Source organism: Olsenella sp. An285, from assembly GCF_002159625.1.
In the GTDB taxonomy this organism is placed as follows: Bacteria; Actinomycetota; Coriobacteriia; order Coriobacteriales; family Atopobiaceae; genus Thermophilibacter; species Thermophilibacter avicola.
On sequence record NZ_NFIZ01000013.1, the window covers coordinates 1 to 18,612 of the forward strand.

An 18,612-nucleotide genomic window follows, 5' to 3' on the forward strand; every position below is an offset into this window, starting at 1 on the left:
TCGCCGCGCAGGTCGTTCGCGTCGCCGCGTCGCTGCGCGGGGATTAACTATACGCACCCCGCGCCCCTCCGGGGGCGTGAATCGGGAGGTTCACGATTCCTACACAAACCGCCCTTTCAAAGGGATCGCTCCGGGTGCACGCTGCGAGATTTCGTCCGTATCTGCCAGCTTCTCCTTGGCGTCAAAGACCCCGCGCCTGAAACCAGCCATGTCGGCTCTTCTCGCTATCCCTGCCTTACGACAAGTCTGAGGAAGGCGCCGCCCCTCTTCCATATTTGTATGTGCTCCTGGGCATTAGATTCGCGCCACTTCGCACCTATGTACTCCTCGTGTCCGCCCCTCAGGAGAGTGATGTGATCGGAGCTTCGCATGGGAGCGACGCTAGACGTCAGCTCTGACGAGGTCACAGGCGGCGGAGAGGAGGGCGTCTCGGGAAACGCAGTCCGACGCCTCCGCATAGACCCTCACGACCGAGCTGGTTCGCGAGGGGCGGATGAGCACCCATGCGTCGTCGTCGAACTGCGCCCTGAGGCCGTCCGCGTGTGACACCTCCACGGGAACGCGCCCGGCCAGGGTGCCAGGGTTGAGTCCGGGAAGCACGTTTCTGAATGCCTGGCTCACCGCGGGATCAAGGCGAAGATCGCGCCTCGCATAGGACATCGTCCCTATGATCGCCTCGAGCTCCGACGTCATGGTAGACATCGTCTTGCCGGAGCGTGCCAACATCTCGACGGCGAGAAGGCAGACCAGGATTCCGTCACGTTCCCTCAGGTGGGCGGGCACGCACACGCCGCCGTACTCCTCGACACCCATTATCACGTCAGCGTCGAGCGTCTCTCGATATATGCGAGAGAAGCCAACGGGCACCTGGGTGGTCTCGCACCCAAGGCGCGACGCCTCGCGCGCGATGCACGCCGAGCAGGTGAGCGTGGTGACGACGCGCCCATGGGCGCCGTGGCTCATCACCAGGTTGCCCAGAAGCATGGGCACCAGCACGCGCGCGGGCAAAAGCTCGCCCTTCTCGTCCACGACAGACGCGCGGTCAGCATCGCCGTCGAGAAGCAGCCCCATGTCCGCCTCGTGGGCGATGACGGCCTGCTCGCAGGCATCCGCCCACGGGTCGCGGGGGTCGGGATGAATCCCCCCAAAGTCCTCCCTCGGCTCGACATGCATCTCGACGACCTCGCAGCCGAGGTCGCTGAGGAGCCTTGCCAGGTGCGTCGTCCCCGCCCCGCACATGGCGTCCACGACGATGCGCGGGCGGCGCCGGGCGATGGAGTCCCCGTCAACGAACGCCGCAAGGTCTGCGAGATAGGCGCTCACGAGGTCGCACTCCTCGAACGCGCCGCGTGACGTGGTGGGCGCGAGCGAGACCGCCTGCTCGACCTGGTCGAGGAAGCTCCTGGGGACGGGACCGCCGTCGCGCCCCCTCACGAGAAGCCCGCCGTACTCGCAGGAGAGCTCGCTGGCCGTGATGATCACGGCGCCGTACGCGCTCTCGTCGCGCGAGCAGCACCACGCCACGGCCGGTGTGGGGCACGGGCCGTCGGAGACCTTCACGACGAGGCCATAGGACGCGATGACGCTGGCGGCGAGCTGAGCAAACCCACGAGAACCGTGACGGGTGTCGTAGCCAACGTAGATCGTCCCGCCGGGAGCGGCATCGGCCCAGATGAGCCCAAGGGCGTCCGCCACACGGGCCACGCCATCGGCGTCGAACCCGTCATCGAAGCGCGCCTTCCAGCCATCCACGCCAAAGCGGATGATGTCAGACCTTCTATCCAACGAAGCGCTCGCCCCTCTCGCCAAGCGCCTCGAGGAAAGCGTCGACCTGGCTCGGATCGTCAAGCGCCATGCGGGCGTTGGTTGCGGCCCATGCGGCGGGGGTGCCGGTGTCGCAGCCCTCCGTGGGGTCGACGACCAGCGCGTACATCTCCTCCTCGGCAAGGAGGCGCTCCATGGCGTCGGTCAGCTGGATCTCGTTGCCCGCGCCGGGCCCCTGCGTCGCCAGGAGCTCCATGATGCGCGGGGAGAGCAGATAGCGACCGACGATGAACAGGTGGGAGGGCGCCTCCTCGGGCTTGGGCTTCTCGACGAGGCCGGTCACCTTCCAGACGGCCCCCTCCTGCTCGCCCTCGGCGTTCGTGCCGGGCAGGCAGCCGACGCACTCGCCGGCGATGATGCCGTAACGGCTCACCTGGTCCTCGGGAACCGGCGCCACGGCAATGACCGACGCGCCGCCGTGTGCCTTGGAGACCTCCGCCATGCGCACGCACATTTGTCTTCCGGGCACGAAGTAGTCGCCAAGGAGGACGAAGAAGGGCTCGCCGTCGATCTCGTCCGCACCCTGGAGAACCGCGTGGCCAAGGCCGCGCGCCTCATCCTGATAGACGAAGGAGACGGGGAGCGTGGACGCCGCATGGACACGGGCGGCCTCCTCCTTCTTGCCACGCTCGCGGAGCATGGTCTCGAAGGCGTGGTCCACGGAGAAGTAGGACTCGATCTGGGGCTTCTCGTGCGAGTTGATGATGACCACCCCGTCGACGCCCTCAGGCTCGAGGGCCTCCTCGACCACATACTGAATCACGGGCTTGTCGAGAACGGGGAGCAGCTCCTTGGGGGTGCACTTGGTGGCGGGAAGGAAGCGCGTGCCAAGTCCGGCGGCGGGAATGAGTGCCTTCATCAAAGGTCCCTTCGAGTAGGTAATCGTGTCGCCGCGGGGCACGCCCGGCGGCACAAGAAACATACCCCATTGACCGGGACTCAATTCTTACTTAACCGCCAGCGGACAGAGAAGCGCGCCCTCCGCAACGGGAAGGGCGCGCCGCCACAACGTATCCACATAGCTTGTCGGGACAAACGCTCGGAACTAGTCAGAGATCTCGATCCCCTGACGCTCGAGATAGCCGATGAGCCGCTCCATCGTGTCAGCGGAGAGGACGTGCTCCATGAGGCAGGCCTCCTCGTCGGCCTTCTGCGGGTCGACCCCGAGGTCCTTCTCGAGAAAGAGGCGAAGGGCGCGGTGGGAGCGCCACACCAGGGCGGCGTACTTCTCGCCCTCGCTGGTGAGGGTCACCCTGCCGTAGCGACTCTGCTCGACCATGCCCGTCTCCTTGAGCATGGAGAGCGCCTTGTTCACGCTCGCCTTGGAGACCCCGAGCCTGTCGGCAACGTCAACGGACCTGACGGTCCCGTCGCCAGCAGAGCCCTCGGTGGCAAGGCGATAGATCGCCTCGAGGTAGTCCTCCCCCGCCCTCGTGAGGGAGTGGTCCTCCTGAACGCCGGTGTTGATCATGCGAGCCTCCTTCCCGTGGGCAATCTACAGGTCGTCTTCCTCGTCGGGAATCGTCGTGCGGGACACGCATGCACCAAGAGAGGCGAGCTTCTCGACAAAGCCCTCGTAGCCGCGGTCGATGTGATGGATGGCAGAGACCGTCGTGACGCCATCCGCCACGAGGCCCGCCATCACCAGGGCGGCACCGCCGCGAAGATCGGGAGACTTGACCTGAGCTCCGGAGAAGCGCTCCACGCCATGGACGATGGCGTGGTGACCCTCGATGACGATGTCCGCGCCCATGCGCGAGAGCTCGCTCGCGAGCATGAAGCGGTTCTCGAAGATGTTCTCCGTGATGATGCAGCTACCCTTGGCAAGGGCGAGCAGGCACATGGTCTGGGCCTGCATGTCCGTGGGGAAGCCGGGGAAGGGCAGCGTCTGGATGTCGGTGGGGCGCAGCGGCCTGTCGCGCCACGCGGTGCAGGAGCGGGTGCCGCGCTCGAGGGAGATGCCCATCTGCTCGTACTTCTTGAGGACGAGGCCGAGGTGCGCGGGCGAGAAGCCCGTGACGGTCACCGGCTCGCCCACGAGCGCGCCGATGGCGAGGAACGTGCCGGCCTCGATGCGGTCGCCCACCACCTCGTGCGTGACGGGGTGAAGCTCGGAGACGCCCTCGATCTCTATGACGGGGGAGCCGGCGCCCTTGATCTTGGCGCCCATCTCGTTGAGCATGTTCGCGAGGTCCACGATCTCGGGCTCCCGCGCGGCGTTGTCGATGGTGGTCGTCCCCTTGGCGAAGACCGACGCCATCATGAGGTTCTCCGTGGCGCCCACGCTCGCAAAGGAGAGGGTGACGGTGTCACCGACAAGGCCGTTGGGGGCGGTGGCGTAGATGTTGCCGTGGTCGACCTTGAACTCCACCCCCAGGGCCTCGAGGCCGAGGATGTGCATGTCGATCTTGCGGGCGCCGATGTTGCAGCCGCCCGGCATGGCGACGATCGCCTTCCCAAAGCGGGAGAGCAGGGGGCCGAGAACGGCCGTCGACGCACGCATCTGCGCCACGAGGTGGTACGGCGTCTCCCAGGAGTCCACCGCAGAGGTGTCGATCTTGAGCTCGTGCTCGTTTACGACCTCGATGCTCGCGCCGATGTTCTTGAGCACCTTGCCCATCACGTGGACGTCGGCGATGTTGGGGACGTTGGTGAGCGTAGTGACGCCGGGAGCCATAATGGTCGCGGCCATGAGCTTGAGGGCCGAGTTCTTGGCCCCCTCAACGTGCACCTCGCCGGTTACGCGGTGCCCGCCCTCGATCTGAATAACCTCCATGAAGCCTCCGTGCTAGCGGGTGCCCGCTGCCGAGCTCCCCGTGACCTGCTTGAGAAGAAGGTTACACCACCTTACCTTGTTCTCGAAATAGGCGCGGCGGTGGTTCCCCTCCTCTATGCGGTCGAGCTCCTCGAGAGCCTCGTCGCGCGTCTCCCTCACCTTCTCGGGATCGATGTCGTCCGCGCGACGGGCGTGATCGGCCAGGATGATGACCTCGTCGTTGTCTATCTCGGCATAGCCGCCGGACACGACGACGTCGTACTCTCCCCCGCCGTCCTCGGCCCTGCGCGTTATGCGCACGACGCCGTCGCCGAGCGCCACGATCTCGGACGCGTGGCCGGGCCACACGCCGAGCTCGCCGGCGTAGGTCACGAGGACGAGGCTGGCGACAGGCCCCTCAAAGAGGGACCTGTCGGGTCGTACGAACTGACAGGTGAGCTCAGCCATGACGCTCCTAGCCCTTCGACTCCGCAGAGGCCATCTCGGCCGCGCGGCGACGGACGTCCTCGATGTTCCCAGCAAAGCGGAAGGCCTGCTCGGGAATGTCGTCGCACTTGCCGTCGACAATCTCCGCAAACGAGCGAACGGTGTCGGCGACGGTCACGTAGGCGCCCGGGTTGCCCGTGAACTTCTCCGCGACGTGGAACGACTGCGAGAGGAACTGCTGGATCTTGCGGGCGCGTGCCACGACGTGCTGCTGCTCCTCGGAGAGCTCGTCCATGCCCAGGATGGCGATGATATCCTGGAGGTCGGAGTACTCCTGAAGCGTCTCCTGGACGGCCATGGCCACGCGATAGTGCTCCTCGCCCACGATGGACGGGTCAAGAGCGGAGCTCGAGCTCGCCAGCGGGTCGACGGCCGGGTAGATGCCGAGCTCGGTGATGGAGCGCGAGAGGACCGTGGTGGCGTCGAGGTGCGTGAACGTGGTCGCGGGCGCCGGGTCCGTGAGGTCGTCCGCGGGAACGTAGACGGCCTGGACAGAGGTGATGGAGCCCTCCTTGGTGGAGGTGATGCGCTCCTGGAGCTCGCCCATCTCGGTTGCCAGCGTGGGCTGGTAGCCGACGGCGGACGGCATGCGGCCGAGAAGGGCCGAGACCTCGGAGCCCGCCTGCGAGAAGCGGAAGATGTTGTCGATGAAGAGAAGGACGTCCTGGCCCTGGTCGCGGAAGTACTCGGCCGTGGTGAGGCCGGCCAGCGCGACGCGCATGCGCGCTCCGGGCGGCTCGTTCATCTGGCCGTAGACCAGGCAGGTCTTGTCGATGACGCCAGACTCGGTCATCTCGAGGTAGAGGTCGGTGCCCTCACGGGTGCGCTCGCCGACGCCGGTGAAGACCGAGGTGCCGCCGTGCTGCTGGGCGAGGTTGTTGATGAGCTCCTGGATGAGGACCGTCTTGCCAACTCCGGCGCCGCCAAAGAGGCCCGTCTTGCCGCCACGGACGTAGGGCTCGAGAAGGTCGATGGCCTTGATGCCCGTCTCGAAGATCTCGGTGGTGGTGGTGAGCTCGTCGAAGGCCGGGGCGGGGTGGTGGATCGGGTAGTACTGGACGTCGTCGGGCGTGGGACGGCCGTCGACGGGCTGGCCCATGACGTTCCAGACGCGACCGAGGGTGGAGGGGCCGACGGGCATCATCATGGGATGTCCCGTGTCGCGCACCTTGAGGCCGCGCGTGAGGCCGTCGGTCGAAGACATGGCAACCGTGCGCACCACGCCGTTGGGAAGCTGGGACTCGACCTCGAGGACCGTGCTGACGTGACCGACGGGGGTGTCGCCCTCGACCTCGAGCGCGGTGTAGACGCTCGGGACCTGGCCGTCGAACTTGACGTCGACGACGGGGCCCACCACGCGCACGATCCTGCCCACGCCCACGCTCTTGTTGAGCTTGTGGTACGCAGCCTCCTCGAGGGCGGTGCGAGGCTCCTGGTTCTTATCTGCCATTAGTTGTCCTCCAATGCGGACGCGCCGCCGATGATCTCGTTGAGCTCGGTGGTGATGGCGCCCTGACGCTCGCGGTTGTAGGTGCGCGCGAGGGCGTCGAGCACCTCCTTGGCGTTGTCGGTCGCGGACTGCATCGCCCTGCGGCGTGCACCGTGCTCGGCCGCTGCCGAGTCGAGCAGCGCGTGAAAGATGACCGTCCTGAAGTAGGCCGGCATGAGCTTGCTCAGGACCTCCTCGGCCGAGGGGTCGAAGGCAAAGTCGGTGTGCTCGCGCGTGGCCACGCTTGCGAGGGCCTCTCGCTCGCGAGGCTTGTTGGGCATCGTGAGCTGATCCTTTGAGATGGGGAGGAGCTGCTCGATGACCTGGTCCTGCTCGACGCGGTTCTTGGCGTGCCAGTAGTAGAGCACCACGCGGTCAATTGCCCCGGTGGCGTAGCCCTCCATGACGTAGGACGCGATGCGGTCCGCCTGGTCCATGTTGGGCTCGGACGAGATGCCCACGAAGGACATCGCCGGGGCGACCTTGCGATAGGTGAAGTACTCGGTGGGCTTGCGGCCACAGGTGATGACCGAGGACTCCACCCCGCGCTCGTGGAGCTTCTCCATCTCGCGCTCGACCGCCCGCTCCTGAACGATGTTGAACCCGCCGGCAAGGCCCTTGTCGGAGGCGATCAGGATGAACAGGACGTGCTTCTCCTCGCCATGGTTGGCGAGGAGCGGCTGCGAGGAGTCGAAGCCCGCGGCAGCGACGTTGGCGAGCATGCGCGTGATGGCGTCCTTGTAGGGCTCGGCCGCCTCCGCGCGCTCGAGCGCCTTGCGGATGCGCGCCGTGGAGATCATCTCCATCGTGCGCGTGATCTGCATGGTGCTCTTAATGGAGCTCCTGCGCCTCGATATCTCGCGAAGGTTTGCCATGCCCTACTCCTGGTGAAGCTTGGCCGCCGGCGCGGGGGCCGTGGGCTCCGCGTTGGCCTCGACGTCGGCGCGCTTCTTGTTGGGGTGCTCCTTGAGGAACGCCGCCTTGTAGTGGGCAATGTGGACCTTGAGACGCTCCTGCGTCTCCTGGCCCATCTTGCCCTCCGTGAGCGAGCTGCGCAGACGCGGGTGCCTCTCCGCCATGTAGCGGCAGAGACCGTCGCGGAACAGGTTGACGTTGGGCAGGTCGATGTCGTCGAGGAAGTCCTCCTTGGCAGCAAAGATCGCGATGATCTGGTCACGGACGTCGAGCGCGGAGTAGCGCTGCTGCTTGAGCATCTCCATCATGTGCGCACCGTGGTTCAGCTGGTAGCGCGTGGTTGCGTCGAGGTCAGAGCCAAACTGCGAGAACGCCTGCTTATCGCGATAGCTCGCAAGGTCGAGCCTCAGCGTGCCGGCAACCTGCTTCATGGCCTTGACCTGGGCGTCGCCGCCAACGCGGGACACCGAGATGCCCACGTCGACAGCAGGGCGCTGACCCTGGAAGAAGAGGTTGGACTGCAGGTAGATCTGCCCGTCGGTGATGGAGATCACGTTCGTGGGGATGTAGGCGGAGACGTCGCCCTCCTGCGTCTCGATGATGGGGAGCGCCGTGAGCGAGCCGCCGCCGTTGGCGTCGGACAGCTTGCAGGCGCGCTCCAGGAGGCGCGAGTGCAGGTAGAAGATGTCGCCGGGATAGGCCTCGCGTCCGGGCGGACGATGAAGCGTGAGCGACATCTGGCGATAGGCGACGGCCTGCTTGGAGAGATCGTCGTAGACAACGAGGACGTGGCCGCCGGGGTGCTCGGCATCGGCGGGGTTGCCGTGCTCGTCGTTGTACATGAAGTACTCGCCGATGGCGGCGCCCGCCATGGGCGCGATGTACTGCATCGGGGCGGAGTCCGCCGCGGTGGCGGCCACGATGACCGTCTTGTCGAGCACGCCGTGCTGCGAGAGGGACTCGCGGATGGCGGCGACCGTGGAGGCCTTCTGGCCGATGGCCACGTAGATGCAGATCATGTTGGTGCGCCGCTGGTTGACGATGGCGTCGATGGCGATTGCCGTCTTGCCCGTCTTGCGGTCGCCGATGATGAGCTCTCGCTGGCCGCGTCCGATGGGAACCATGGCGTCGATGGCGAGCAGGCCCGTCTGGACGGGCTCGCACACCGGCTGGCGGTCCATGATGCCGGGGGCCTTGAACTCGATGGGCCTGCGGTGGGTGGTGTTGATGGGGCCGAGACCGTCGATGGGCTGGCCGAGCGGGTTGACCACGCGACCGAGCATGGCATGCCCCGTGGGGATGTCCATGACGCGGCCGGTCGTGCGGCACTCGTCGCCCTCCTTGATGTCCTCGACGTCGCCAAAGAGAACCGCGCCGACCTCGTCGACGTCGAGGTTCTGGGCGAGGCCGTAGACATCGCGCCCGGTGGCGGAGCTGGTGAACTTGAGCAGCTCGCCTGCCATGGCGGTCTTGAGGCCGGAGACGTGCGCGATACCGTCGCCCACCTCCGTCACCACGGAGGCCTCCTGGCGGTCTACCGTCGCGTTGATCGCGGCGAGGTTCTCGCGCAGGGTGTCGATGATCTTCTTGGAGCTGATGGCCTCAGTCACTTCTCCTCACCTCCAATGAACGAAGCGGAAAGCGTCTTGCGGATGTTTGCGAGCTGGGCGCGGACGGAGGCGTCGTAGCGCTTGCCACGCACCTCGAGCATGATGCCGCCGATGATCGACGGGTCCACGCGCTCGACGAGGTAGACGGGCAGCCCGAGGTCCTTCTGGGCCTTTGTCCGGACCTTGGCGCGGAGGTCGTCGTCCATGGGCACGGCGGTGGTCACGGTGACCGAGACCGTCACGTCCTGTGCGTCGAGGAGCTCCTTGTAGTGCTTGGCTACCTGCTCCACGAGGTCGAGGTCGTCCTCGCGTTGCATGGCCGCGAGGGTCTCCAGGACCTCAGGCGAGAACTTTCGCGCGTGCTGCCACTGCACGAGGTCGGCGTTGGCGCGGCCCTCGGCGCGGGCGGCCTCCATGAGAGCCCTGGTGTACGCCTCGACCTTATCGGCGTCGACGTGCTTAGTTGCCATCTGACTTGCCCACTTCCGCGAGGTACTTCTCGGCGAGCTTGCGCTGGTCCGCATCGCTCAGGCTCTCGCCGATGATCTTGGTGGCGATTTCGACGGAGAGGTCGACGACGGAGCCGGAGAGCTCGATCATGGCCTTGTGGCGCTCGGAGTCAACGGCCCCGTGAGCCTTGGCGATGACGTCGGCGGCCTCGCGCTGGGCCTTGGCGAGGATGCGCACGCGCTCCTCCTCGGCCTCCTTCTTGGCCTTGGCGACGATGGACTCGGCCTCGCGCTGGGCCTCGAGGATCTTGGACTCGTAGGCGCGAGCCTCCTCCGCGGCCTCAACCTTGGAGCGCTCGGCGGCATCGAGGTCGGACTGGATCTTCTCCTGGCGCTTCTCCATCATCTGCAGGACGGACGGCCACACGAGCTTGGCCAGGACGACCCAGATGATGAGGAAGGCTATGAGCGCCGGAATGAACTCGGCGGGCTTGGGGATGAGGATGTCAGCCCCGACCGCCGACTCTTCGGCCAGCGCCACGCAGGGCGTCGCCACGAGCGACGCAAGGGCGCCTCCCGCTGCGAGCCCGCCGGCGACGAGCCTTCTCGGTGTGTTCTTCATGCTTGCCTCCAACTCGCTCGACGACAGCCTACTTGACGATGAGGCTGACGACGAAGCCGATGAGGGCGAGGGCCTCGACGAAGGCCGAGCCCAGGATGAAGACCGTGAACAGACGGCCCTGGACCTCGGGCTGGCGAGCCATGCCCTGCGCGACGCCACTTGCGGCGAGGCCAATGCCGATGCCGGCGCCGATAACGCCAAGACCATAACCAACGACACCGAGAGCTCCCACAATTCCTCCTTTGTCATTCGCGTCCGCCCTTGTCGCGGCGCGAGCTTAACGCCAAACGTTCTATGCACGGCGGGCAATCGCCCGCGGGTTGCCCGGAAGGGGACTATTCCTCGTCGGACTCCGCAATCTGGATGTAGACGGCGGAAAGCAGCGCGAAGACGTACGCCTGGATGGCGGCGACCATGATCTCGACCACGTAGATGACGAGCAGGATGCCCACCCAGAGCACGGACGCGCCCGCCTGCACGGCGGTGGCGAGGGAGAACGCCTCGATCATGGGCTCGAAGAACAGCGACGCGAGAATCGCGAAGGTGCCCATGACGACGTGGCCGGCGAAGAGGTTGCAGAAGAGTCGCACGGCCAGCGTGATGAGGCGCAGGATGGTCGAGAAGACCTCGATGAGCCACACGAGGGCGTTGAGCGGGAAGGCGACGCCCGCCGGAGCGAGGCTCTTGGCGTAACCGAGCGCGCCGTGCTTCTTGACGCCGCAGACGATGAAGTAGACGAACGAGCAGATGGCGAGGGCCGCCGTCGTGGAGATGGTGCCCGTGCCGGGCTTGCAGCCCGGGATGATGCCCACGATGTTGTTGACAAGCACCACGAGGAAGATCGTGGCGATGAACGGGAAGTGGCGCTTCCAGGACTCACCGAGCAGGCCCTTGCACATGTCGTCGCGGACGAACTCGACGACGTACTCGACGCCGTTCACGAACGTGCCCTGGGGCACGAGGCTTGCCGCCTGCTTCTTCTTGAAGATGAAGAGCAAGACGAGAAGCAGGATGACGGCGACCGCAAACCAGAACGAGTACTGCGTGAAGCCAAAAGAGTCGAGGCTGCCGACGATGGGCTGCGAGGTGAAGCTCGCTACCAGCTCGTTGACCTCCTCGCCCAGGCTGTCCAGAGGATTGCCCACGCTATGTCCTTTCCCCCCGGCTAGGCCCTGCCGTTGGCAGCGCGCCAGCCCCTCACCGCCTCGACCGCCCAGAAGAGCAGGAACGAGCCGACCATCGCACAACCGAACTCGAGGAATCCGGCGTTCGTGGCAGTGTACACCACGAGCAGGACGGCCGTGAGCGTGAGGAGCGACATCCCAACCGCGGCGATGCCGGCGGCGAGGCTGACGCTCCCTCCCCTCAGGACGCGCTCGTAGAGGGCAGCCGGGGCAACGCACCCCATGAGCCCGAAGAGCGCTCCGAAGACGATGGCAACCGGAAGGTCCATGTCACCGTCTCCCGTCCGTGCGATATAGAAACACGAGAAGTCTAGAGCAACCGTCAGAAACGTCAAGGGGACGCGAGCGCGCCCCCCATTCGACATAAAGACAAGATAAAGACGTGGGACAGGGGGACGGGGGCTTTGTCACAGCTCCATCCCCCTGTCCCGCAATGCTACTTGGTGCCGTAGATGCGGTCGCCGGCGTCTCCCAGGCCCGGCAGGATGTAGGCGCGCTCGTTGAGGCAGCGGTCGAGCGAGCAGGTGTAGAGGCGCACGTCCGGATCAAAGTCCAGCACCGTGCGCACGCCCTCGGGGGCGGAGACGAGAGTGAGGCAGCGGATGTCGCGCACGCCGGCCTCGCGCAGGAACTGGATGGCGGCGGTGAGCGAGCCGCCCGTGGCGAGCATGGGATCGACCACGAGGCACGTGCGGCTCTGGATGTCTTCCGGGAACTTGCAGTAGTACTGGTGCGGCTCGTGCGTCACCTCGTCGCGATACATTCCCACGTGCCCCACCTTCGCCGACGGGACGAGCTGGAGGATGCCGTCCACCATGCCCAGGCCAGCGCGCAGGATGGGGATGATGGCGACCGTCTTGCCGGAGACGCGCTTGCACGTCGTGGTCTCGAGCGGAGTCTCCACCTCCACGTCCTCGAGCGGGAAGTCGCGCATGGCCTCGTAGCCCTCGAAGATGGCGAGCTCGGTCACGAGCTCGCGGAACTGCTTGGTACCGGTGCTCTTGTCACGCAGGATGTGCAGCTTGTGCTGCACGAGAGGGTGGTCGATGACCGTGAAGCGGCTCGGGTCGAACTCTTCTGCCATTGGGGTCTCCTTTCTTGTGACGGGGGACGAAGCGGTGACAGAGCCTCCGTCCCCCAGTCACGATCTGGACCTACAACTCGGGGTAGAGGGGGTGGGCGGCGAGGAGCTCGCGCACCTCGAGGGCGGTGCGGTCGGCGAGCTGCTCGTTGTCGACGTTGGTCACGACGTCGCCGATGAGCTGACCGATGCGCTCGCACTCCTGCTCGGAGAAGCCGCGCGTCGTGGCGGCGGCGGAGCCCACGCGAATGCCGCTCGTGACAAAGGGCGAGCGCCTCTCCCCGGGGATGGTGTTCTTGTTGACGGTGATGCCCACCGCGTCGAGCGCGCGCTCGGCGTCGCGCCCGGTGACCTCGCCGGCAGGCGTGAGGTCGACGAGCAGCAGGTGGTTGTCCGTGCCACCGGAGACCAGGCGCAGGCCGCGGGACTCCATGCCGCGTCCAAGCGCCTTGGCGTTGGCGAGGATGGCATCCGCGTAGTCCGCGAACTCCGGCCTCAGCGCCTCGCCAAAGGCAACGGCCTTGCCGGCGATCACGTGCTCGAGCGGGCCGCCCTGGCTTCCGGGGAACACCGCGGAGTCGAGCCGCTTTGCGATCTCCGGGTCGTTGGAGAGGATGAGGCCGCCACGCGGTCCGCGCAGGGTCTTGTGCGTGGTCGTGGTGGTCACGTCCGCGCAGGGGACCGGCGAGGGGTGGCGCCCCGTGGCCACGAGGCCGGCGATGTGCGCCATGTCCACCATGAGATAGGCGCCCACGGAATGAGCGATCTCCGCAAAGCGCTCGAAGTCGATGGTGCGGGGGTAGGCGGAGGCTCCGGCGATGATGACCTTGGGCTTCTCTGCCTGAGCGAGCGCCGCGACGGCATCGTAGTCTATGCGCTCGGTCTGGGCGTCGACGCCGTAGGAGACGATCCGGTAGAGCTTGCCGGAGAAGTTTGCCGGCGAACCATGCGTGAGGTGCCCGCCGTTGTCGAGCGCCATGCCCATGACCGTGTCGCCGGGCTGGGCGAGGGCGGCGAGGGCGGCGTAGTTTGCCTGCGCCCCGGAGTGCGGCTGCACGTTGGCAAAGCCGGCGCCAAAGAGCTTCTTCGCGCGGTCGCGAGCGAGGTTCTCCGCCTCGTCGACCGCCCAGCAGCCCCCGTAGTAGCGCTTGCCGGGGAGGCCCTCCGCGTACTTGTTGGTAAGGGGCGAGCCCACCGCCTCCAGAACGGCCATCGAGACGAAGTTCTCCGAGGCAATGAGCTCGATGGAGGAACGCTGCCGGCGGAGCTCGTCGTCAATGGCCGAGAAGACCTCGGGGTCGGACTCTCTCAGGTGCTCGCAGAACATGGGAACCCCCTCTTCTTTGAAAGGAGCCCGCCCTCGGCGGGCGCGCGAGGTGCTGCATCATAAATGTAGCACGGAGCGCGAGGCGCCCCTCCTCCCCGATTTGCGGACGACGCAATCTGGAAGCGAGCGAGAAACACTCGGGTCGCGACCGGCGCGGGCTAGGCTCCCGCAGCGAGAAGAACCTCGGCCTCGGAAATGGCGCCCTCGCGCAGCACGCGCGGAAGCGCCCCCGTGGCGTCCACGATGGTCGAGGCGACGCCCACCGTGGCAGGGCCCGCGTCCACCACAAGGTCGACCGCCTCCGCGACGGCGGGCTCGAGGCTCGCCCCGGAGGTGGCGGAGGGGGCGCCGTGGACGTTGGCGCTCGTCTGGGCGACGGGGCACCCAAGGGCGCGCACGATGGCGCGGTCGAGCTCGGACCCGGGTACGCGCAGCGCGATGGTGCCCCCTCCCGGAGCTGGCTGCGCATACTCCGCGGGCACGAGATCGGACGCCCGCACCACCAGCGTGAGCGCGCCGGGCCAGTAGCGCTCGGCCAGCCGGAGCGCCCATGCGGGGACATCCTTTCCGTAGAGGGCCAGGTCGGACGCATCCGCCACGAACCACGGAAGCGTCTGCGCCCTGTCGCGCCTCTTGACCTCGAAGATTCGCTCGTGCCCCGGGTTGTTCGGAGTCGCGGCGCAGCAGATGCCGTAGACGGAGTCCGTGGGGAGCACGGCCACACCGCCGCTCCCGAGGCTCCGCGCCACGCGATCGACCAGCAGGGGGTCTGCGGCGTCAAGGCCGTCTGCGAACAGGATTTCCACGGCTACTCCTCCTTGTCCAGCGCGCGCCTTGCCACGAGGACGCGAGGCCTGTGCGTGAGGTCCTCGCGGATCTCCACGGAGGCCCAACCGTCGCGCTCCCGAACGAGCGCGGCGGCGTCTTCGAGCGAGCCCTCGAAGAGCTCGACGCAGAGCATGCCGCCCGCCTCGAGGGCGGCGGGCGCCAGGTCGAGCAGGCGGCGGAACACGTCCAGCCCGTCCTCCCCGCCGTCGAGCGCAAGCTCGGGCTCGAAGTCTGCCACCTCGGCCGGGACCTCCTCGCGAAGCACGCGCGTGGGGATGTAGGGAGGGTTGGACACGAGCACGGAGAAGCCCCCCATGAGCTCAGGATCCACCCCCTCGGCGAGGTCGCACTCCACGATGTCGACGGCATCCTCGAGCCCGAGCGCCTCACGGTTGCGCGTGGCGAGCTCCACGGCGCGCTCGGAGAGATCGGTGGCGGTCACGTGCGTTCCGGGGCGCTCGGAGGCAACGGAGAGCGCGATGCAGCCGGTGCCGGTGCCCACCTCGAGCACGCGCACGCACCTCTGGGCCTCGCCCTCCGTCGCGCCGCCCCCCTGGCGGGCCAGCGCCTCGTCCACCCCCTCGAGGGCGGCGTCAACGAGAATCTCCGTCTCTGGCCGCGGGATGAGCACGCCGCGCTCGCAGCGCAGCACGATGTGGCGGAACGGCATCTCGCCGGTCACGTACTGCAGGGGCTCGCCGGACGCGCGCCGTTCGATGGCCGCGTGCATGGCAGCGAGCTCGTCTGCCTCCAGCGGCTTGTCAAAGTTGACGTAGAGCTCCACGCGCGAGAGCCCGCAGACGTTGGCGAGCAGCCACTCGGCAGAGAGCCGAGGATGCTCGTCGCCCTTGCGCTCGAGGTAGCCGCTCGTCCAGTCGAGCACGCGCTTGATTGTCCAGAGGTCACCGCGCGACATCCGCATCCTCCGCTCCTAGGTCTTGCAGGGTCACTGCATCATAGCTCAGTATCCGCGAGCCGCCCGCATCGGGGGACACGCGCCACTCGAGCGTCTCCCCGCACTGCAGATAACGCGCTCGGGCCGGCTGGCGGGCAGTCCCGCTGCAAAACTGCCCTTCGGGCCGGTGGTTTTTGACGGAGCGCCTCGCCCTCGACGGCCTAGATCACAACGTTCTGCCTGGATTATGAAAATGACCTCCATGAGTGGGGCGCCGAAGAGCCCAAAATCCACTGACCCGAAGGCCCGTTTTGCGGCGGGGCCTCTCACCAGCCGGCCCGAGCGCGTTATCTGCAGAAGAATCTGGGCCGCCAGCCTCGCGGAAGGCTGACGGCCCAGAAGAAGCTGATGCCAGATGAGGCGCTAGACTGCCTGAGCGAGCTTCTCGGCGCGCTCGGCAGCGGCGAGAGCCTCGATGACGGAGGACAGCGCGTCGCCCAGAAGGACGCCGTTGTAGGTGCCGTTGAAGCCAATGCGGTGATCGGTCACGCGGTCCTGCGGCTGGTTGTACGTGCGAATCTTCTCCGAGCGGTTGCCGTGGCCAATCTGGCTGAGACGCGCCGCGCCCTGCTCGGCCTGCTGCTTCTCGAGCTCCATCTCGTAGAGGCGGGCGCGCAGCATCTGCATGCACACCTCACGGTTCTGGATCTGCGAGCGCTGGTCCTGGGACTGAACCACGGTGTTGGTGGGCAGGTGGGTGATGCGCACGGCAGAGTACGTGGTGTTGACGCACTGACCGCCGGGGCCGGAGGCGCAGTAGGTGTCGATGCGCAGGTCGTTCTGGTCGATCTGGATGTCGATCTCGTCCGCCTCGGGCAGCACGGCCACGGTGGCCGTGGAGGTCTGGATGCGGCCCTGGCTCTCGGTCTTGGGAACGCGCTGCACGCGGTGCACGCCCGACTCGTACTTCATCACGGAGTAGACCTTCTCGCCCGTGACCTTGAACTCGATGGTCTTGAAGCCGCCGGCCTCGCTGGGCGACGACGAGAGAATCTGGATCTTCCAGCCGCGGCTCTCGCAGAAGTGCTGGTACATCTTGAAGAGGTCGCCCGCAAAGATGGCGGCCTCGTCGCCGCCCACGCCCGCGCGAATCTCGACGATAGTGTCCTTCTCGTCGTTGGGGTCCGCAGGGATGAGGAGGAACTTGATGTCGTCCTCGAGCTCGGGAAGCTTGGCCTCGTTGGCGGAGATGTCCTCCTGGAGCATGGCCTTCTCGTCCGCGTCCGCCTCGTGCAGCATCTCCTTGGCGGCCTCGATGTCGTCAAGCGCGCCCAGGTACTCGCGGGCCTTGGCCACGAGCTCGGACTGGCTCGCGTGCTCCTTGGCAAGGCGCGCGTACTCCTTGGGGTCGGACACCACGGCAGGGTCCATGAGCTTCTTCTCGAGCTCCTCGTATGCCTGGATGATCTTCAAGAGCTTGTCTCGCACGGGAATCTCCTTATGTGTTGCGTAACTGGGCATGCGTGTTGGGGCGCGGGGCGCCCAGGGCACAGCTAGAGCATGTCAAACCGCAGGTACACGGAGCCTCCCTCGAGATTGGGTCACGTTAGCCCTGTAATCATACCCCGACCGTCGGGTATGCGACACTTAGTGCCAGCGAATGAAGGAGAAACCATGGCAGAGCCCGAAGACATGCCCCTGGAGCCCGAGCAGGCGGGGCCAGAGCCATCGAAAGGGCCGGGGGACGACGCCCCCGGCACGACTCCGGACGACACCATCGCCGGAGAGACCGCGGAGCTCCCCGGTCACGAGGACGCCCCTACGGAGAGGCGCCCGCCCGTTGCCGCCGCCGACGCGCCGCAGCCCGAGGGCGAGCCGCCCCGCCTTCGCGACGTGACGGGCACCATCGGTGACTACCTGCGCTCGCGCCTCACGGCGCTGGCCGGGGCCGTCCGAGCGCACCGTCTTGCCGCCGCGCTGGTGGCAGTGGCAGCGATCGCAGCCGTCGTTGCCGCAGTCGCCCTCGCCACGAGCGCGCCGTCCCTCCCCTCGGAGGAGCTCGTGTCCGACGACGCGGCGGCGCGGCTCGAGACGCCCGCCTACTCGAGCGGATCCTTCGGTCGGGACGACATCATCGTCCCCCGCGAGGTGGACGTGCGCTCAATCGCGCGCGACGGGAGCACGGGCGAGGCGGTCGCGGACGTGATGGTCACGTACTCCGGCAGCCACGGCATCAGCGCCGAGAAGGCCGCCACGCTGCGCTACTCCGCCACGGGCGGCGCATGGGCGCTCGTGGGCGAGCCGGAGAACGTGCGCGTCTCCTGGCACACGACCGAGGGCGTGGACGAGGAGCGGGTCATCAAGAACGCCGGGTCCATCCTCGAGCGAGCCGACCGCGCCCTCGGGCAGGACGACGCCGAAGGCCCCACGCTCTCCGAGCTCTATGCGGGCGCGAGCGTCCAGGCGGAGGCGAGCGCCCCCGACGTCGAGTCCCAGACGCAGGTTGTCGAGCTGCTCTTCACGCGCGAGAGCGCATACGAGCGATACGAGTGCCGCATGGCGGTCTCGTTTGCCTTCCGCTCCGCCTCCGGACAGTGGGAGATCGAGGGCGTGAGCGTGGAGGACGGAGCGAGGGAGCGGAGCCTCGAGCCCCTCGTCGGCACGTGGACGGGCACCTTCCAGAGCCAGGAGGCAGATGGCGAGAAGTGCCTCGCCGCACGTGGGGCAGGGCTCGTTGTGACCATCTCCTCGGTTCGCAGCGAGGCCGGAGTCGAGCAGGTCTCCGGCACCGTGTCCGGCGTGGCGCACTACCACGCCGCCCCCTCCTCCGACACCGCCGCGAGCGACGGCGACACCCCGTTCTCCGACGTTCCCTTCACGGCGGCGCTCGTCGAGGAATCCGACGGCACCCTCGTCTTTGAGAGCGCGCTCCCCGAGGACGTGGGGGGCACCGTCACCCTCTCGCTCACGTTTGGCTCCGCAGACGACCCGTCCCGAGCCGTCGCGCGTGTGACCACCACCTACGTGCACGAGGGCTCGTTCTTCTTCGTCCCCTTTGACGAGACCTTCACGTACGAGGACCTCTTCTCCCTCGTGCGCAGCGCAGACGCGGAGTAGGCTCCGCAC

At 67.0% G+C, this 18,612-nt stretch carries 19 protein-coding genes; 1 reads left to right on the plus strand and 18 read right to left on the minus strand.

Translation table 11 applies throughout. From position 1 onward, the window contains the following. Nucleotides 1-381 precede the first annotated feature (381 nt). The 18 genes from B5F79_RS08650 to prfA form a co-directional block, all read right to left on the minus strand. Nucleotides 382-1,785, minus strand: a complete 1,404-nt coding sequence (locus B5F79_RS08650) for a phosphoglucomutase (protein ID WP_087220307.1) — start codon at nucleotides 1,783-1,785, stop codon at nucleotides 382-384. After that, a complete protein-coding gene (locus tag B5F79_RS08655) occupies nucleotides 1,778-2,683 on the minus strand; it encodes a UTP--glucose-1-phosphate uridylyltransferase (protein WP_087220310.1) in 906 nt (301 codons plus the stop codon). The genes B5F79_RS08650 and B5F79_RS08655 overlap by 8 nt, the downstream gene beginning before the upstream one ends. A gap of 186 nt (nucleotides 2,684-2,869) precedes the next feature. Continuing rightward, complete coding sequence (locus B5F79_RS08660) at nucleotides 2,870-3,295, minus strand: metal-dependent transcriptional regulator (RefSeq protein ID WP_087220313.1); 426 nt, start codon at nucleotides 3,293-3,295, stop codon at nucleotides 2,870-2,872. Nucleotides 3,296-3,319: 24 nt separating this feature from the next. After that, nucleotides 3,320-4,600, minus strand: coding sequence for a UDP-N-acetylglucosamine 1-carboxyvinyltransferase (murA, locus tag B5F79_RS08665; protein ID WP_087220316.1), 1,281 nt, complete (start codon nucleotides 4,598-4,600; stop codon nucleotides 3,320-3,322). 12 nt (nucleotides 4,601-4,612) lie between these two features. Then, nucleotides 4,613-5,047 (minus strand): ATP synthase F1 subunit epsilon, encoded by a 435-nt coding sequence (gene atpC / locus B5F79_RS08670; protein ID WP_087220319.1) that lies wholly within the window; start codon nucleotides 5,045-5,047, stop codon nucleotides 4,613-4,615. Between the two features lie 7 nt (nucleotides 5,048-5,054). Beyond that, nucleotides 5,055-6,536: a F0F1 ATP synthase subunit beta gene (gene atpD / locus B5F79_RS08675; protein WP_087220323.1), complete on the minus strand. Its 1,482-nt coding sequence runs from the start codon at nucleotides 6,534-6,536 to the stop codon at nucleotides 5,055-5,057. Beyond that, nucleotides 6,536-7,450: an ATP synthase F1 subunit gamma gene (gene atpG, locus B5F79_RS08680; protein WP_087220326.1), complete on the minus strand. Its 915-nt coding sequence runs from the start codon at nucleotides 7,448-7,450 to the stop codon at nucleotides 6,536-6,538. Before atpG ends, atpD begins: the two co-directional genes overlap by 1 nt. A 3-nt stretch (nucleotides 7,451-7,453) precedes the next feature. After that, the gene (gene atpA, locus B5F79_RS08685) at nucleotides 7,454-9,100 is read right to left on the minus strand and encodes a F0F1 ATP synthase subunit alpha (RefSeq protein WP_087220329.1); all 1,647 of its coding nucleotides are present in this window, start codon (nucleotides 9,098-9,100) and stop codon (nucleotides 7,454-7,456) included. Continuing rightward, on the minus strand, nucleotides 9,097-9,570 hold the full coding sequence (locus B5F79_RS08690; RefSeq protein WP_087220332.1) for a F0F1 ATP synthase subunit delta: 474 nt from the start codon (nucleotides 9,568-9,570) through the stop codon (nucleotides 9,097-9,099). The genes atpA and B5F79_RS08690 overlap by 4 nt, the downstream gene beginning before the upstream one ends. Further along, the gene (gene atpF, locus B5F79_RS08695) at nucleotides 9,560-10,171 is read right to left on the minus strand and encodes a F0F1 ATP synthase subunit B (RefSeq protein WP_087220335.1); all 612 of its coding nucleotides are present in this window, start codon (nucleotides 10,169-10,171) and stop codon (nucleotides 9,560-9,562) included. The genes B5F79_RS08690 and atpF overlap by 11 nt, the downstream gene beginning before the upstream one ends. A 28-nt stretch (nucleotides 10,172-10,199) precedes the next feature. Next, complete coding sequence (gene atpE / locus B5F79_RS08700; RefSeq protein WP_075278954.1) at nucleotides 10,200-10,403, minus strand: ATP synthase F0 subunit C; 204 nt, start codon at nucleotides 10,401-10,403, stop codon at nucleotides 10,200-10,202. Between the two features lie 103 nt (nucleotides 10,404-10,506). Beyond that, nucleotides 10,507-11,316, minus strand: a complete 810-nt coding sequence (gene atpB, locus B5F79_RS08705) for a F0F1 ATP synthase subunit A (RefSeq protein ID WP_206391091.1) — start codon at nucleotides 11,314-11,316, stop codon at nucleotides 10,507-10,509. 20 nt (nucleotides 11,317-11,336) lie between these two features. Further along, nucleotides 11,337-11,624, minus strand: coding sequence for a hypothetical protein (locus B5F79_RS08710; protein ID WP_087220337.1), 288 nt, complete (start codon nucleotides 11,622-11,624; stop codon nucleotides 11,337-11,339). Nucleotides 11,625-11,791: 167 nt separating this feature from the next. After that, entirely contained in the window at nucleotides 11,792-12,439 is a 648-nt protein-coding gene (gene upp, locus B5F79_RS08715; RefSeq protein WP_087220340.1) for a uracil phosphoribosyltransferase, read from the minus strand. Between the two features lie 70 nt (nucleotides 12,440-12,509). Beyond that, nucleotides 12,510-13,763 (minus strand): serine hydroxymethyltransferase, encoded by a 1,254-nt coding sequence (gene glyA, locus B5F79_RS08720; protein WP_087220343.1) that lies wholly within the window; start codon nucleotides 13,761-13,763, stop codon nucleotides 12,510-12,512. A gap of 158 nt (nucleotides 13,764-13,921) precedes the next feature. Next, on the minus strand, nucleotides 13,922-14,569 hold the full coding sequence (locus B5F79_RS11065) for an L-threonylcarbamoyladenylate synthase (RefSeq protein ID WP_164484277.1): 648 nt from the start codon (nucleotides 14,567-14,569) through the stop codon (nucleotides 13,922-13,924). Between the two features lie 2 nt (nucleotides 14,570-14,571). Further along, complete coding sequence (gene prmC, locus B5F79_RS11070; RefSeq protein ID WP_241147296.1) at nucleotides 14,572-15,513, minus strand: peptide chain release factor N(5)-glutamine methyltransferase; 942 nt, start codon at nucleotides 15,511-15,513, stop codon at nucleotides 14,572-14,574. Nucleotides 15,514-15,909: 396 nt separating this feature from the next. Further along, nucleotides 15,910-16,974: a peptide chain release factor 1 gene (prfA, locus tag B5F79_RS08730; RefSeq protein WP_087220346.1), complete on the minus strand. Its 1,065-nt coding sequence runs from the start codon at nucleotides 16,972-16,974 to the stop codon at nucleotides 15,910-15,912. 186 nt (nucleotides 16,975-17,160) lie between these two features. On the opposite strand from prfA, the gene B5F79_RS08735 reads away from it, so the two are divergent. After that, nucleotides 17,161-18,603, plus strand: coding sequence for a hypothetical protein (locus B5F79_RS08735; protein WP_087220349.1), 1,443 nt, complete (start codon nucleotides 17,161-17,163; stop codon nucleotides 18,601-18,603). The last annotated feature ends 9 nt before the right edge of the window (nucleotides 18,604-18,612 follow it).

What these genes read in the sequence shown, in the direction of transcription:
- atpG (WP_087220326.1), bottom strand. Translation starts at nt 7,450, where the DNA reads ATGGCAAACCTTCGCGAGATATCGAGGCGCAGGAGCTCCATTAAGAGC.
- B5F79_RS08710 (WP_087220337.1), bottom strand. Translation starts at nt 11,624, where the DNA reads ATGGACCTTCCGGTTGCCATCGTCTTCGGAGCGCTCTTCGGGCTCATG.
- atpD (WP_087220323.1), bottom strand. Translation starts at nt 6,536, where the DNA reads ATGGCAGATAAGAACCAGGAGCCTCGCACCGCCCTCGAGGAGGCTGCG.
- upp (WP_087220340.1), bottom strand. Translation starts at nt 12,439, where the DNA reads ATGGCAGAAGAGTTCGACCCGAGCCGCTTCACGGTCATCGACCACCCT.
- B5F79_RS08735 (WP_087220349.1), top strand. Translation starts at nt 17,161, where the DNA reads ATGGCAGAGCCCGAAGACATGCCCCTGGAGCCCGAGCAGGCGGGGCCA.
- atpC (WP_087220319.1), bottom strand. Translation starts at nt 5,047, where the DNA reads ATGGCTGAGCTCACCTGTCAGTTCGTACGACCCGACAGGTCCCTCTTT.
- glyA (WP_087220343.1), bottom strand. Translation starts at nt 13,763, where the DNA reads ATGTTCTGCGAGCACCTGAGAGAGTCCGACCCCGAGGTCTTCTCGGCC.
- prmC (WP_241147296.1), bottom strand. Translation starts at nt 15,513, where the DNA reads ATGCGGATGTCGCGCGGTGACCTCTGGACAATCAAGCGCGTGCTCGAC.
- atpF (WP_087220335.1), bottom strand. Translation starts at nt 10,171, where the DNA reads ATGAAGAACACACCGAGAAGGCTCGTCGCCGGCGGGCTCGCAGCGGGA.
- murA (WP_087220316.1), bottom strand. Translation starts at nt 4,600, where the DNA reads ATGGAGGTTATTCAGATCGAGGGCGGGCACCGCGTAACCGGCGAGGTG.
- B5F79_RS08660 (WP_087220313.1), bottom strand. Translation starts at nt 3,295, where the DNA reads ATGATCAACACCGGCGTTCAGGAGGACCACTCCCTCACGAGGGCGGGG.
- B5F79_RS08655 (WP_087220310.1), bottom strand. Translation starts at nt 2,683, where the DNA reads ATGAAGGCACTCATTCCCGCCGCCGGACTTGGCACGCGCTTCCTTCCC.
- B5F79_RS08690 (WP_087220332.1), bottom strand. Translation starts at nt 9,570, where the DNA reads ATGGCAACTAAGCACGTCGACGCCGATAAGGTCGAGGCGTACACCAGG.